Origin of the sequence: Nocardia sp. NPDC058705 (genome assembly GCF_042749305.1) — a bacterium.
GTDB lineage: Bacteria > Actinomycetota > Actinomycetes > Mycobacteriales > Mycobacteriaceae > Nocardia.
The window spans coordinates 45,833-59,595 of record NZ_JBHYRN010000016.1 but is presented as its reverse complement, the minus strand read 5'-3'; the positions used below and the strand labels follow the sequence as shown (position 1 = coordinate 59,595).

The 13,763-nt window shown below is 67.1% G+C and carries 16 protein-coding genes; 12 read left to right on the top strand and 4 right to left on the bottom strand.

Translation table 11 applies throughout. The features are described from left to right. Window position 1: 1 nt before the first annotated feature. The 7 genes from pgsA (at window position 2) to ACFW6D_RS19325 (ending at window position 5,978) form a co-directional block, all read left to right on the top strand. Entirely contained in the window at window positions 2-664 is a 663-nt protein-coding gene (pgsA, locus tag ACFW6D_RS19355; RefSeq protein WP_379330076.1) for a phosphatidylinositol phosphate synthase, read from the top strand. Further along, window positions 661-1,578, top strand: a complete 918-nt coding sequence (locus ACFW6D_RS19350) for a phosphatidylinositol mannoside acyltransferase (protein ID WP_379329926.1) — start codon at window positions 661-663, stop codon at window positions 1,576-1,578. Before pgsA ends, ACFW6D_RS19350 begins: the two co-directional genes overlap by 4 nt. Further along, on the top strand, window positions 1,575-2,699 hold the full coding sequence (locus ACFW6D_RS19345) for a glycosyltransferase family 4 protein (RefSeq protein ID WP_379329924.1): 1,125 nt from the start codon (window positions 1,575-1,577) through the stop codon (window positions 2,697-2,699). Before ACFW6D_RS19350 ends, ACFW6D_RS19345 begins: the two co-directional genes overlap by 4 nt. Further along, window positions 2,699-3,745, top strand: coding sequence for an NUDIX domain-containing protein (locus ACFW6D_RS19340; protein WP_379330074.1), 1,047 nt, complete (start codon window positions 2,699-2,701; stop codon window positions 3,743-3,745). Before ACFW6D_RS19345 ends, ACFW6D_RS19340 begins: the two co-directional genes overlap by 1 nt. 142 nt (window positions 3,746-3,887) lie before the next feature. Further along, window positions 3,888-4,808: a pyridoxal 5'-phosphate synthase lyase subunit PdxS gene (gene pdxS, locus ACFW6D_RS19335; protein ID WP_379329922.1), complete on the top strand. Its 921-nt coding sequence runs from the start codon at window positions 3,888-3,890 to the stop codon at window positions 4,806-4,808. Between the two features lie 297 nt (window positions 4,809-5,105). After that, window positions 5,106-5,486, top strand: a complete 381-nt coding sequence (locus ACFW6D_RS19330) for a hypothetical protein (protein WP_379329920.1) — start codon at window positions 5,106-5,108, stop codon at window positions 5,484-5,486. A 150-nt stretch (window positions 5,487-5,636) separates the two neighbouring features. Next, window positions 5,637-5,978, top strand: a complete 342-nt coding sequence (locus ACFW6D_RS19325; protein ID WP_379329918.1) for a hypothetical protein — start codon at window positions 5,637-5,639, stop codon at window positions 5,976-5,978. A 286-nt stretch (window positions 5,979-6,264) separates the two neighbouring features. Here ACFW6D_RS19325 and ACFW6D_RS19320 read toward each other — a convergent pair whose 3' ends face one another. After that, entirely contained in the window at window positions 6,265-6,921 is a 657-nt protein-coding gene (locus ACFW6D_RS19320; protein ID WP_379329916.1) for a response regulator, read from the bottom strand. Then, window positions 6,918-8,123, bottom strand: coding sequence for a sensor histidine kinase (locus tag ACFW6D_RS19315; RefSeq protein ID WP_379329914.1), 1,206 nt, complete (start codon window positions 8,121-8,123; stop codon window positions 6,918-6,920). Before ACFW6D_RS19315 ends, ACFW6D_RS19320 begins: the two co-directional genes overlap by 4 nt. 138 nt (window positions 8,124-8,261) lie before the next feature. Between ACFW6D_RS19315 and ACFW6D_RS19310 the strand changes: the two genes are divergently transcribed. Next, window positions 8,262-8,870 (top strand): hypothetical protein, encoded by a 609-nt coding sequence (locus ACFW6D_RS19310; protein WP_379329912.1) that lies wholly within the window; start codon window positions 8,262-8,264, stop codon window positions 8,868-8,870. A gap of 60 nt (window positions 8,871-8,930) precedes the next feature. Here the strand turns inward: ACFW6D_RS19310 and ACFW6D_RS19305 are convergent, their stop codons facing one another. Further along, window positions 8,931-9,716 carry a hypothetical protein gene (locus ACFW6D_RS19305; RefSeq protein WP_379329910.1) on the bottom strand — a complete coding sequence of 262 codons (786 nt, stop codon included), beginning with the start codon at window positions 9,714-9,716 and terminating at the stop codon, window positions 8,931-8,933. Between the two features lie 116 nt (window positions 9,717-9,832). Between ACFW6D_RS19305 and ACFW6D_RS19300 the strand changes: the two genes are divergently transcribed. The 3 genes from ACFW6D_RS19300 (at window position 9,833) to ACFW6D_RS19290 (ending at window position 12,103) form a co-directional block, all read left to right on the top strand. Beyond that, window positions 9,833-10,567 carry a sulfite exporter TauE/SafE family protein gene (locus ACFW6D_RS19300; RefSeq protein WP_379329908.1) on the top strand — a complete coding sequence of 245 codons (735 nt, stop codon included), beginning with the start codon at window positions 9,833-9,835 and terminating at the stop codon, window positions 10,565-10,567. Window positions 10,568-10,617: 50 nt separating this feature from the next. Continuing rightward, complete coding sequence (locus ACFW6D_RS19295) at window positions 10,618-11,412, top strand: inositol monophosphatase family protein (RefSeq protein WP_379329906.1); 795 nt, start codon at window positions 10,618-10,620, stop codon at window positions 11,410-11,412. 190 nt (window positions 11,413-11,602) lie between these two features. After that, entirely contained in the window at window positions 11,603-12,103 is a 501-nt protein-coding gene (locus ACFW6D_RS19290; protein ID WP_379329904.1) for a hypothetical protein, read from the top strand. Window positions 12,104-12,183: 80 nt separating this feature from the next. Here the strand turns inward: ACFW6D_RS19290 and ACFW6D_RS19285 are convergent, their stop codons facing one another. Next, window positions 12,184-12,792: a hypothetical protein gene (locus ACFW6D_RS19285; RefSeq protein ID WP_379329902.1), complete on the bottom strand. Its 609-nt coding sequence runs from the start codon at window positions 12,790-12,792 to the stop codon at window positions 12,184-12,186. Window positions 12,793-12,872: 80 nt separating this feature from the next. Between ACFW6D_RS19285 and ACFW6D_RS19280 the strand changes: the two genes are divergently transcribed. Next, the gene (locus ACFW6D_RS19280; protein ID WP_379329900.1) at window positions 12,873-13,694 is read left to right on the top strand and encodes an acyl-CoA thioesterase; all 822 of its coding nucleotides are present in this window, start codon (window positions 12,873-12,875) and stop codon (window positions 13,692-13,694) included. Window positions 13,695-13,763 lie beyond the last annotated feature (69 nt).

Sequence of the window (13,763 nt, the reverse complement as noted above, 5' to 3'; positions counted from 1 at the left end):
CGTGCTCAGCTTCTTCGGCCGCCAGACGTTTGCGAAAGCGACTGCGCCGCTGGGCAAAGCGCTCGTCGGGACGGGGCTCACCCCGGACGCGATGACACTGATCGGCACCACCGCGACGATCGCCGCCGCGGTGACCCTGTTCCCCTCCGGGCACCTGTTCTGGGGAACGCTGGTCATCTGGCTGTTCGTCATGTTCGACATGCTCGACGGGGCGATGGCGCGCGCCCGCGGCGGCGGCACCAAGTACGGCGCGGTCCTCGACGCCACCTGCGACCGGGTGGCCGACGGCGCGATCTTCGGTGGACTCGCCTGGTGGGCGGTCTATCACGAGCACAGCAGGGAACTGTTCGCGGTCACCCTGGTCGTGCTGGTGACCTCGCAGGTGATCTCGTATGCCAAGGCTCGCGCCGAGGCGAGCGGACTGTCAGCGGACGGCGGGCTGATCGAACGCCCGGATCGCCTGGTTCTCGTGCTGCTCGGCACCGGGCTCACCGGTATCGGCGGGCACTGGGGGATCGAGTGGCTGACCTGGGCCGTGTACGTGGCGATGTGGGTGCTGGCGGTGCTGAGCATCGTGACGGTGTTCCAGCGAGTCCTGGCAGTGCGTAATTCGCCGGGTGCGCGGGTTGTCATTCCGCCCGCACCGCAGCAGGAGGCATCATGAGTCTCAAAGATCAGCTGAGCGACTGGGCCTATGCTGCGGGCTGGCGCCTGGTGCGGGCGGCGCCGGAAGGGTTGGCGCGCAAGGCATTCGACCTCGGCGCCGATCGTGCGGTGAAGGACGGCGGACCACAACAGTTGCGCCGCAACCTCTCGCGAGTCCTCGGCGTGCCCGCCGATCAGGTGCCCGACGAGCTGATGCGAGCGAGCATGCGCTCCTATGCTCGGTACTGGCGTGAAGCGTTCCGGCTGCCGTCGATGGACCCCACCCAGATCGACTACTACGTCGGCGGTCTGGAGAATGTCGACGCCGCGCTGGAGGCAGGACGCGGGCTGATTCTGGTGCTCCCGCATTCGGGCAACTGGGATATGGCCGGTGTCTGGCTGGTGCAGCACTACGACAACTTCACCACCGTTCAGGAACGATTGAAACCCGAATCGCTGTTCGAGCGGTTCGTCGCCTATCGCGAGAGCCTCGGTTTCGAGGTCTTTCCGCTGACCGGTGGTGAGCAACCGCCGTTCGCCGCGCTCACCGAACGCCTGCGCCAGAACCGGATCGTCTGCCTGCTGGGCGAACGTGACCTCACCGGAAAAGGTGTGCCCGTCGACTTCCTCGGTGAACGCACGTGGATGCCAGCAGGCCCCGCCAAATTGGCGATCGAGACCGGTGCGGCGCTGGTGCCCGTACACGGCTGGTTCACCGTCGACGACGACGACGGCACCGAAGGTTGGGGGCTGAAAGCCGAACCGGCGCTGGATGTTTCGGGTGGGATCGAGGGGGCCACGCAGTTGCTGGCCGACCGCTTCGCCGCCAATATCACCGAGCACCCGGCCGACTGGCACATGCTGCAGCCGATGTGGGAAGGCGATTTGTCGCCCGCACGGCTGTCGCGGATCGCCGCTGGGGGCCAGCGGTGAAGATCGGGATGATCTGCCCGTATTCGTTCGATGTCCCCGGCGGCGTGCAGGCGCATGTGGTCGAGCTGGCCCGGGTGTTCATCGAACGCGGGCACAAGGTGAGCGTGCTCGCCCCGGCCTCCGACGACACACCGCTGCCGGACTTCGTCGTCTCGGCGGGTCGCGCGGTCGCGATTCCCTACAACGGGTCGGTGGCGCGACTGTCGTTCGGCCCGATGGCCTACACGCGGATTCGCCGCTGGATCGACAGCAACGACTTCGACGTGCTCCACATCCACGAACCCAACGCCCCCAGTCTGTCGATGCTGGCGCTCAAGATCGCCGAAGGTCCGATCGTGGCCACCTTCCATACTTCGACCACGAAGTCGTTGGTGCTCAGCACCTTTCAAGGTGTGCTCCGCCCATATCACGAGAAGATCAGCGGGCGGATCGCAGTGTCCGAGCTGGCCAGGCGCTGGCAGGTCGAAGCGCTCGGCTCCGACGCGGTGGAGATCCCCAACGGTGTCGACGTGTCGGCGTTCGCGCGCGGTGAGCCACTGGACGGATATCCGCGCGCGGGCCGTACGGTGCTGTTCCTCGGCCGCTACGACGAACCGCGCAAGGGCATGGACGTGCTGCTCGGCGCGCTGCCCGCGCTCATCGAACACCACCCCGACGTGGAGATCCTCATCGTCGGGCGCGGTGACGAGGAGCGGCTGCGACGCGAGGCAGGCGAGCACGCGGGGCACCTGCGGTTCCTCGGACAGGTCTCCGACGAAGAGAAAGCTGCCGCGCTGCGCAGTGCCGATGTGTACGTCGCGCCGAATCTGGGTGGCGAGAGTTTCGGCATCATCCTGATCGAGGCGATGGCGGCGGGCACTCCCGTGGTCGCGAGCGAACTCGATGCGTTCCGGCGCGTGTTGCGCGACGGGACAGCGGGCATGCTCACCCCGATCGGCGACTCCGACGCGCTGGCCACTGCGATCGACACGCTGTTGACCGACGACGAGACGCGGATGCGTCTCGTGAGCACCGCTACCCAGGTGGTCGCGGGCTACGACTGGCCGGTCGTGGCCGAGCAGATCCTGCGGGTGTACGAGACCGTTACCGTCGGCGACAACCGGGTGCGGGCCGCCGGATGATCACCTTCTCCGCGACCACGGTCCTCGTTCTCGGGCTGATCGCCCTGCTCGTCCTCGCCCTCGGCGTGTGGGCCTACTCCACCGCCAACCGCCTCGACCGGCTGCACGTGCGCTCCGACCAGTCATGGCAGGCACTCGACGCGGCGCTGGCCCGACGTGCGGTGGTGGCACGCGCAGTGGCCATGTCGGAGGCGGGCCCGGTGAGTGCTGATCCGCGTCGCGCCGAACGGGCCGCGCAGCTCGCCGCACTGGCCGACCGTGCCGAGCGCGTCGACCGCAGCGACCGGGAAACGGTCGAAAACCAGCTCTCGGCCGCGCTGTCACTCGTCGACATCGACCACCTGCGACCCCAGTTGGTCGCCGAACTCGCCGACGCCGAGGCCCGCGTGCTGATCGCGCGCCGCTTCCACAACGACGCCGTCCGCGACACCCTCGCCCTGCGCACCCGCAGACCCGTGCGCATCCTGCACCTCGGCGGCACCGCCCCGCTGCCGCACTACTTCGAGATCACCGAACGCGCGACCCCCGCCGCCGCCACCGGCCTCGTCGTCCACACCACCCGCACCTCCGCGCGGGTGGTCCTGCTCGATGAGCAGGACCGCGTGCTGCTGCTGCGCGGCCACGACCCGATGATCCCCGAGGTCGCCTTCTGGTTCACCGTCGGCGGCGGCGTCGAACCGGGGGAGAACCTGCGTGATGCGGCCGTCCGCGAAACCTACGAGGAAACCGGCCAGCGCGTCGACCCCTCGTCATTGCGCGGCCCGCTGTGGCGTCGCGTCGCGGTGTTCCCGTTCAATGGCGAACTCATTCGCTCCGAAGAACTGTTCTTCACCCTGCGCTCCCCGGGTTTCGAATGGCGCCCCGCCGACCTCGACGCTCTGGAACGCCGCACGATCACCGACCACCGCTGGTGCACCGCCGACGACATCCGCGCGCTCGACGCCAAGGGTGAGGCCGTGTACCCCTACCACCTCGACGAGTTGCTCGCCGAAGCCGTGACCGCCGCGGAGGACGACACCGAACACGTGGTCCGCTCGATCCGCTGAGCGGGCAAGGCCAGCTGGCAGCGGGTTCCGCATCGCCGCTGGTCGCAAGAAGGCCAGTGGTGCTCAACTGGCTATGAAGCCCGAATTCGGGCAGCTCTAGAATCGACGGTGAACCCGTACCCGAGCGACTTGATTGGCGCCCATGACACAGGAGACATTCGTGACTACGCCTGAGACCACCAACACCGTCGGCACCGCCCGCGTCAAGCGCGGCATGGCCGAGATGCTCAAGGGTGGCGTGATCATGGATGTGGTCAACGCCGAGCAGGCCAAGATCGCCGAAGACGCTGGCGCGGTGGCCGTGATGGCGCTCGAGCGGGTGCCCGCCGACATCCGTGCCCAGGGCGGCGTGTCCCGGATGAGCGACCCGGACATGATCGACGGCATCATCGCCGCGGTCTCCATCCCCGTGATGGCCAAGGCCCGCATCGGCCACTTCGTCGAGGCGCAGATCCTGCAGAGCCTTGGCGTGGACTACATCGACGAGTCCGAGGTCCTCACCCCCGCCGACTACGCCAACCACATCGACAAGTGGAACTTCACCATCCCCTTCGTCTGTGGTGCCACCAACCTGGGCGAGGCTCTGCGCCGCATCACCGAAGGCGCGGCCATGATCCGCTCCAAGGGTGAAGCCGGCACCGGCGACGTCTCCAACGCCACCACCCACATGCGCACCATCCGCGGCGAGATCCGCCGCCTGACCTCGCTGTCCGAGGACGAACTGTTCGTGGCCGCCAAGGAACTGCAGGCCCCCTACGAACTCGTCCGCGAGGTCGCCCAGACCGGCAAGCTCCCCGTCGTGATGTTCACCGCGGGCGGCATCGCCACCCCCGCCGACGCCGCCATGATGATGCAGCTCGGCGCCGAAGGCGTCTTCGTCGGCTCCGGCATCTTCAAGTCCGGCAACCCCGAACAGCGCGCCGCCGCCATCGTCAAGGCCACCACCTTCTACGACGACCCGGACGTCCTCGCCAAGGTCTCGCGCGGCCTGGGCGAAGCCATGGTCGGCATCAACGTCGAAGAAATCCCCCAGCCCCACCGCCTCGCCGAGCGCGGCTGGTGATTTGTCGCCCGAAGTTGTTCGGGCACTGAGTGATTCGACCGTGGGCTCGTCCGTTTTCGGACGGGCCCACGGTCGTCTACGCCCGCACCTGGCCTGGCGTCTCGGTCGCGCTGCGCGTTCCTGCTCAGGGCAGTCCGCCCGAGGAGGAACGAGAATAGGTTCGTGGTGGAGCGCTGCCGACAGCTGACCTCATTGTGCGAAATCAGCGACCTATCGTGTGCAAAACAGCGACTTGCTCTCGGTGAATCAGCGGGTTTGTGCTTGCAGAACAGCGACTTGTGGGGTTTTCATAGTGCCGTGACCTCGAACGATATCCTCTCGCGCCACGCCCTCCCCTGGGCGAAGGAGCTCGTCGACGCCTTCCCTGTTGTCGTCATCGAGGGCGTTCCTCTCACTGAGTCGGCTGATCTGCTACGGCTCGAACGGACGCCCGACTCGCTCGCGGGCCGAGCCGTCAAACTGCCATCGGGGACCTTGAGCCAGGGCGAGATCAACGGTCGCCTCGATGACTTCGTGACTCGCCTCCTCGCCGGTGTGGATCCCTTCGACGTCCGTTCGTCGGTCTCGCGGGAGGACTACGCGAACCTTCTCGCAGCAGTCGGGGTATCCGGAGGTCTTTCGGCGGTCGCCGCGACTGCGGGCGGCCTGGTTCGACGGATACGTGGACCACATCGTTGAGTGCGATGTCCGCGATATCCGACGTCTGGTCGACGGCAACCGCTTGGCGACCGTCCTGCGTCTGGTCGCGGCCTACCAAGCCGGTGAGGTGGTTCGCGCGCGCCTCTCGCGAGACGCCGACGGCCGCCCGGGCTGCCGCACTTGTCGGCGGTGGCGAGTGTTTTCCACTACCGAGAGTCGTCGGGCATCGAGGTGGACGTTGTCATCGAGCTGGATGACGGTCGGTTTCTCGGCCTTGAAGTGAAGGCAAAGCAGACCTACAAGCCCGAGCATTTCCGTGGCCTGCAGCGGCTAGCGGAGCGTGTGGGTGACAGGTTTCTTGGTGGGGTCGTGCTCGGTACGTCGGACCAGGGCGTGCGGTTCGGCGAGAACCTCGTCGGTTACCCATCGCCTCCTTGTGGGAGCTCTGACTGGATTCCTGAAGCTCAGGAGTTCAGTGGTGAGGGTGTCGAGGAGCTGGGCGGTCGGCGGGGGCGCGCTGCGGGTGGCTAAGCTGATATCAACACGACAAGCTCGCTTCTCGAGATGAGACGCGGGCTTGTTCTCTGTCTCGCCCCTCCTACACAGCGCTCGTCTCAGCGCCGAGGCTCACTTGTCGTTGAATCGACGTCCGTCCTGTCGGTGCCGCGCAGGCTCGTTACGTGCTGGGCCTCTTCGTAGTTCGGTGTGGTGGGATCGTTCGTCGGCGTCGTGGACAGGGGCGTCGCGTGTGGAAGTCCCGCGGTTCTGTCAGGGGACAGCTGTCCGCATCGTGTGCAATCAGCGACCGAGGGCGTCTTCAGAGGATTCCCTGTTCGTGGGCGTAGATGGCGGCTTGGGTGCGGTCTCGGACGCCTAGGCGGTGGAGGATGCTCGAGATGTGGTTCTTGACGGTGCCTTCGCTGAGGTAAAGGGAGCGGGCTATTTCGCGGTTGGCAGCGCCAGTGGCGAGGAGTCGTAGGACGTCGGTTTCGCGGTCGGTGAGGTCGATGGTGGGGCGGGGGATGCGGGAGCGGACCATGGCGGCTAGGCGGGTGGTGACGGCGGCGGAGTACTGGTCGACGCCCGCGTGCGCGAGGCGGATCGCCTGGGCTAGTTCGGTGGCGGGGAGGTCTTTGAGCAGGTAGCCGGATGCGCCCGCGTGCAGGGCCGCGATGATGTAGCCGTCGTGGTCGAAGGTGGTGAGCATCAACACTATTGCCCGGCCGCGCAGTCGGGTGGCCGCCTCGACCCCGTCCATTCCTGGCATGCGCACATCCATCAGGACCACGTCCGGTGTCAATATGGTAGCCAGTTCGACTGCGTCGGAGCCACTTTCGGCCGTGCCCACGACTTCGATGCCGGGTTGTAAAGCGAGCAGCGCGGCGATCCCTTCTCGAACGAGGCGCTCGTCGTCGGTGATCAGCACGCGCACCTTTGGCGCGGCGCGCGGTGCGCCGGGGTCGCGTTGGGTCATCGCGCCGCCGCCGGGATCGTCGCGAGGAGTCGAGTTCCTTTGGGGCTGGTAGTGATTCGGACCTCGCCGCCGAGAATGTCGAGACGTTGGCGCATTCCTGACAACCCCTGACCTTCCACGGTTCCCGGCGCGAAACCCGTTCCATTGTCGGCGATATCGAGTTCGCCGGAGTTGTCGGTGAGGTTGACGCGGACCGCGACGATGGTGGCACCGGAATGGCGGCGTGCGTTGGTGAGACCCTCTTGCGCGGCGAGATAGAGGGCCAGTCGCACGGGTTCTCCGAGGGTGTCCTCAGTGCCGGTGAGGACGAGGAGCACGGCGAAGTCGGGGTCGTCGAGTCGGGCCGCGAGGGCTTTCAGGGAGGTGGCGAGGGTGAACTGGGTGTCGTCGGCGCGCAGGGCACCGACCGCGCGGCGGACCTCGTCGAGCGCCAGGCGCGCGGAATTGCGGCCTTCGGCCAAGGCCCGGTCGGCGGTGTCAGTGTCCAGGGATCGGTAGGCGGCGGATTTCTCCAGCTGGATCGCGGTGACTACGAGATGGTGGCCGACGCTGTCGTGGATATCGCGGGCCACCCGGGTCCGCTCAGCGACGGTGGCCAGGAATATCGCCTGGTCGGCGTACTCGCGCAGGCGGGCGTGGGCGTCGGTCAGTTCGGTGAGCAGTACTTCGGCGCGGTGCCGTCCGGTTTCCTCGCGTTCGGCGATCACCGCGATGGCGAGGGCGAAGACCACGCCGATCGTGAGCATCAGCAGATCCGAGAGGGCTTCGGGGTCCTGACGCGAAGTCGGTTGCCCGATCACGAGAATCCCGGCTGTGATCAGGCCGGTCGCGGCGATCGCGTACGCGACACGATGTCCGACGGTGAAATACGCGGTGAGCGGGAGCAGGACGAACAGGACTTTCGCGTTGCCGCTGGTGTCGAGCACGGTGATCAGCGTGTAGAGGGCGGCGCGGGCGATGAGCCCGGTGATCGCGACGGCTCGCGTGTGCGATGTCGAGTTGGTCGCCGCGACCGGTTGAGAGCTGACCTGTATGAACCGCCATTCGGCGATCTCCAACACCCCGGCGACAACGAGCGCTCCGGCGAAAGCGGTCAACCGGACTGGGTCGACGGGAGCGGTCGAGGCAACGGCGAGCCCGGCGATCAGCACCGAGACGTAGAGAAAGCACGCTACCCAGGTCAGTGCGCGCGGCCGATGCATTTCCCGAGCTTATGGGCGGATTCGTCGCACGACCAGGCTCGATGGCGAATGTAGCCGAAAGTCATGGGTCGCCCGGCACTTACCGCCGTGACCACCGGATTCCTATCGTCGATCTCGACATCGAGAAGGGAATTCGACATGGACACCCGAGCACTACTTCGCCTCGGCAGCATCTCCGGCCTCATCGGCGGCACCACCATCGCACTCGCCGGCACCATCGAACTGATCGCCGACGGGAAAACGCCCCTCACCCAAATCTTCAACGGTGCCGCCGTCCCCTTCGGCATCGGGCTGCTGGTAGCCCTGTACTCCCTCCTGCACCGGCGCCTCGGCCGCTTCGGAGCCCTCGCGTTCTCCGTCCAATTCCTCGGCTTCGGCTATTTCGCCGGCGTCGCCTTCGCCAAGAATTTCGTCCTGGTCTACCTCGACAAACCGGTAGTAGACGAATTACTCACCACCCCAGCCAAATCCGCCTTCCTTGCCACCGCGATCCTCGCCCTGACCGGAACGCTGCTGTTCGGCGCAGCCCTACTCCGCAGCGCGGCAGTCCCACGATTAGCCGCGATCCTCTACACAGCTGGCCTGTCGGTCCTGTGTCTGACATTCCTGCTCCCGGCCCCACTGGTTCGGGTCGGCCATATCGCGGCCGGGGTAGGCATGGTGTGGCTGGCCTGGACCGTGTGGTCAACGGTGACATCGAACCTGACGGCTACCGCGTTCGATCGGGAGCAGTCGGTTCCTGCGTGATAGCGACGCCGAGCACGGCCGTTGAACGGCGGGTCGCTCGGAACTGCGGGAGCCCGCTGTCTAGGGCTGGCCCGCCGCGCCCTCAGTGTCGGTGGTGAGGGCGTCGGCGTAGTTTTCGGCGTAGCCGAGGATGAGGTGGCGTTGGGTGGGGAGTTGGACGGCCAGTTCGTGCCAGGCGATGGCGGTGGGGGAGCCGTAGAGGTGGGTGAGGTCGGTGACCAGGGTGGCGGCTTGTTCGGGGGTGGGGGGTGTGGGGCGGGCGAAGGCGAGCAGGGAGGCGCCGATGGCGAGGTGGCGGTAGCCGTGGGTGGCCATGCGGCGGATGACGGTGTGGTTGTCGTAGGTGGACCAGTCGTCGGCGAAGTAGCCGTTGGGGATGCCTGCGATGGCGAGGTCGTCGCGGTCGACGGGGACGCGCTGGATCAGGACCACATCGTCGACGACACGGTCGGGGGAGCGGTTGGCGGTGACGAGGGCGGTGAGTTCGTCCTCGGACGCGTTGCGGGTGTCGCGCAGGGTTTCCCAGGGGACGCGGGCCGCCGGGTTGTCGAGCAGGGCGGCGATGCGGGTGACCGCGGCGTTGTCGAAGTTGTGCGAGGCGACGGGGTCGTCGTGGTCGGTGTCGTCGTCGTCGACCAAACCGAGGGTGGCGTGCATGCTCGTGTACGCGCACTGGCCGAGGTCGTCGAGCGTGCACAGGATCCTGGCATCGGGATGATCCATGCGGACCAGCTCTGCCGCGTCGAGCAGTTGGGCGAAGGTGGTGACGTCGTCGAGGCGGGCAACGGTGTTGGAGTCCAGCCGGTTACGTCGAACGGGTGGTTCGCCCGGCTCGAAAGTCGTCATCTGCACCCCGCCATCCTGGCACGGCCTTCGGCGCGTCGGAGTGATCCCGGCGCGGGTGGTCCGGTCGGGTCTTGCCCGGAAATTGCTGCCAACTGGGCATACCGTACAGTCGGTCTGTGACCGCGCTCGACTTGTCCTTGCTGGTCGTCGCGGGATTCTTCACCGGCTTGATCGGTTTCGTCACCGGGATGGCCTCGATCGTCTCCTATCCGGCGCTGCTCGCCGCCGGTCTGCCGCCTGTCGCGGCCAATGTCACCAACACCGTCGCCATGGTCGCTGTCGGTGTCGGTGCGACCGCGAATTCCGGACGTGAACTCACAGGGCGCGGGCCCACGCTGGTGCGCTGGGCGATTTTGGCGGCTGTGGGCGGGCTCCTCGGTGCGCTGGCGCTGCTGGTCGCTCCGGATGGGGCATTCGAGGTGGTCGTGCCGTTCCTGGTCGCCATGGCTTCGATCGCGCTACTGGTGCAACCACTGGTTCGACGGCATATCGGCGAACTGAGCGCGCCCTGGATCGTGCCGGTCGGCATCCTGCTCACGTCGGTATACGGCGGCTATTTCGGTGCGGGCGCGGGCGTGATCTACCTGTCGATGATGCTGCTGTGCACCTCCGAATCCCTGTGGAGCGCTTCGGTTCTCAAGAGCTTCCTGCTCGGCATCGCGAACCTGGTCGCCGCGGTCGGGTTCGCGGCCTTCGGGCCGGTGCACTGGGGCGCTGCACTGGCGTTGGGCGCGGGTGCGCTGGCGGGTGGCTGGTGTGGTCCGCCGGTGGTGAAGGTGATCCCGCCGAACGTGTTGCGGGTGGGGGTCGGGATCGGCGGGCTCGGCCTCGCCGTGTACTTGGCCACGTAAGTCCGCGAGTTCTGCTGCCGGTGGGCGACGCGGTCCGTAGCCTGGAGACGGTGCACCACTCGGATAGTGAAATCGCAATCCACGCAACAGAACTCGCTTCGCAAGCGATTCGCTCGGCGTTCGGCGCTCCACTCACTCACTACATCAAACAAGGCGACGATTTCGCCACGCAGGCCGATATCGCGGCGGAAAAAGTCATCCTCGATGTGCTCGCGGCGGCCTGCCCGGGCGACCGATTCGTCGCTGAGGAATCCGGCATCACCGGATCGGCCCGCAGCGAGAGGACCTGGTTCATCGACCCACTCTGCGGCACAAGGAATTTCGCGGTCGAAACCCCGTTGGTCGCGGTCAACGTCGCCCTGCGCGCGGGCGGCACTGTCAAGGCAGCAGCCACCGCCGATCCGTTCGCCGACGAGGTGTTCTGGACGGCCGGCCACGGCGCGTTCCGGCGCACCCACGGCCACGACGAACCCCTGCGCCCACAAGCCTCCAGCCACCTCGTCGACGTCGACCTCGACAACCCGTTCCCCTGGTCCACCCCGGCCCGACTCCTCGACGCCGAAGCCTTCGCGGCCGAATTCCACCCACGAGTCCTCTCCACCTCCCTGGCCCTGGCCTGGGTCGCGGCAGGCCGCCGCGCCGCCTACATCACCGGCGGCGACCTCCGCGACAGCGTCCACTTCACCAGCGCGATCGCGATCTGCCAGGCCGCGGGCTGCGTCGTCACCGGCCTCGCCGGACAACCCCTACACACCGCACCCCACGGCCTGATCGCCGCAGCAGACGCGCACACCCACGCCCGACTCGTCGACGCGATCGCCGGTCTGCGCTCTGACGTGGCGTAGCGATGGGGAGTCATGCTGGGATGCACCACAATCCGATGCATCTCACAGACCCACGTTGTCTGTGTCTCAGGGTTTCCTCAAAATTGCTGGGTAGCGTCCGGGCCGTGGCATCGAGGCCTGCGCTGTGTGGCGTGGTTCCGGGCCGTCGCCCGACAGGGCGAGATTGTCGACCCGACGTAAGGACGAGTGGATGAAGTTTCGTAGGACCGGACGAGTCGCGATCGCAGGACTGGCTGTGGTCGCTGCCCTCGGGCTGAGCGCGTGCAGTGACGACAAGGGCGGCACCACGTCCAAGACCACTACGAGCGCCAAGACCGCGGCGAACGGCGCGCCCACCGCGGAACTGCCTGCCGTGCCGACCGTCGAGCAGCTCAACGAGCAGCTCACCATGGCGCTGGACCCGTCTATCCCCAACGACCAGAAGCTGGATTTCGTGCAGGGCATCGAAGCCGATCCCGAGCTGCCGAACCGCTTGGCGCAGGCCGTGCAGGACAACAGTGTCCAGATTCAGGTCACCGAGGTGACGTCCTTCGGTGAGAGCGTCAACGCCAAGGCCAACTTCACGCTCAACGGCCAGGTCAATGTCGTCGATGTGCCGTTCGTGGCCGATCAGGGCAAGTGGAAGGTTCAGAAGTCGTGGGCCTGCGGCATGCTGACCAACCTGGGTCAGACCTCGGTCGCCTGCGCCTGATCGTCTGCTCGCTCGAGCCCCGTTCGAAAATTCCGGACGGGGCTTTCGCGTATCCGGAGTATGCCGGGCCGCAACGTTTTTCAGCCGCGCAGTGCTGCTCGATCGGGATGGTCCCAGCGCACGGTCCACGTGGCTTCCTCGGGACTGTCCACCGTGTGATCGCGCACAGCGGGCAACGTCCACTGCTGATCGGCGGGCGTGAGCCGCAGCGCCGCTTGCTCACTCAGCTCCAGACGGACGGTGAGGTCGAAGTCGAGACCGCGCCCCAGCAGCATCGGCCCCGCCAGCACCAATACCAGATCGGCCTGCGCGGTGCGAATCGCCGCCCGCGCCGACCGATCCCGCTGTTCGTCCCACAGCGCGGGCAACCAGCGCCCGTTCTCGGGCATCGCGTCGAGAATCTCGCGCCGCAACGCGTCGTAATCGAACCATGCTGTGCGATAAGACCATTCGTCATCGCGTCCGTATTCCATGCGCAACGACGCGGGCCGCACGAAATCGTGCACCGACACCACCGCGGCCGATCGACCCTGCTCCGTCAGCGTCTCCACGATCCGGCGGCCGAGCTCGACGGGCGCGGCGGCATCGGCACCGTCGATCGCGAGTACCCGCCGTCCCGGCAGCTCGACGAGCCGGTCGGCGACGAGTCGGGCCAGGGCCGTGGGCGAGGTGGGCGTGAACGTCGGCACCCGACCATCACAGCAAATTCCGGACCGTCGTGGGAGAGCCGGACATACCGCCCGGTCGGTGAGGCGATAATCTCGAGCGCATGGCGACAATCGAAGAGGCGCTCGCGATCGAGCGGCTGGAGCGCGACATCTTCCGCGGCGCGTCCACGGAGTCTCAGCTACCGCGCACCTTCGGCGGTCAGGTGGCCGGGCAGGCGCTGGTCTCGGCGGTGCGCACCGTCGACCCCACCTTCCAGGTGCATTCCCTGCACGGCTACTTCCTGCGGCCGGGCAACCCGGAAGAACCCACCGTCTACCTGGTCGAACGCATTCGCGACGGCAGGTCGTTCTGCACCAGGCGCGTCACCGGCGTGCAGGACGGGCAGGCGATCTTCATGATGTCGGCCTCGTTCCATCACGGTGACGAAGGGCCGGAGCACCAGGACGTGATGCCCGCGGTCGAAGGTCCCGACGACCTGCCCGACGCCAGCGTGACCATGACCCCCGAACGACTGTGGGCGATGCGCGAATGGGAGCACTGGGACATCCGCACCGTCCCGCAGGACCAGGTCGTCGCCCGTGACGGTGCCGTTTCCCCGCAGCAGGTGTGGTTCCGGTACCGCCATCCGCTGCCCGACGACCCGATGTTCCACGTCTGCACGCTCGCCTACATGAGCGATATGACGCTGCTCGGTTCGTCGAAGGTGATCCACCCCGACGAACCCACCCAGAACGCCTCGCTCGACCACGCCATGTGGTTCCTTCGCCCGTTCCGCGCCGACGAATGGCTGCTCTACGACCAGTCCTCGCCCTCGGCCGGGTTCGGTCGCGCGCTGACCGGCGGCAAGATCTGGGACCGCGAGGGAAATCTCGTCGCCGCCGTCGTGCAGGAGGGCTTGATCCGCACCCCGCGCCACAAGTAGCCAGGGGAGTCGCGACCGCACCGTGGGAACGCGACGGCACGGCGTGAGCGGGCACACATCGCGCGGGCT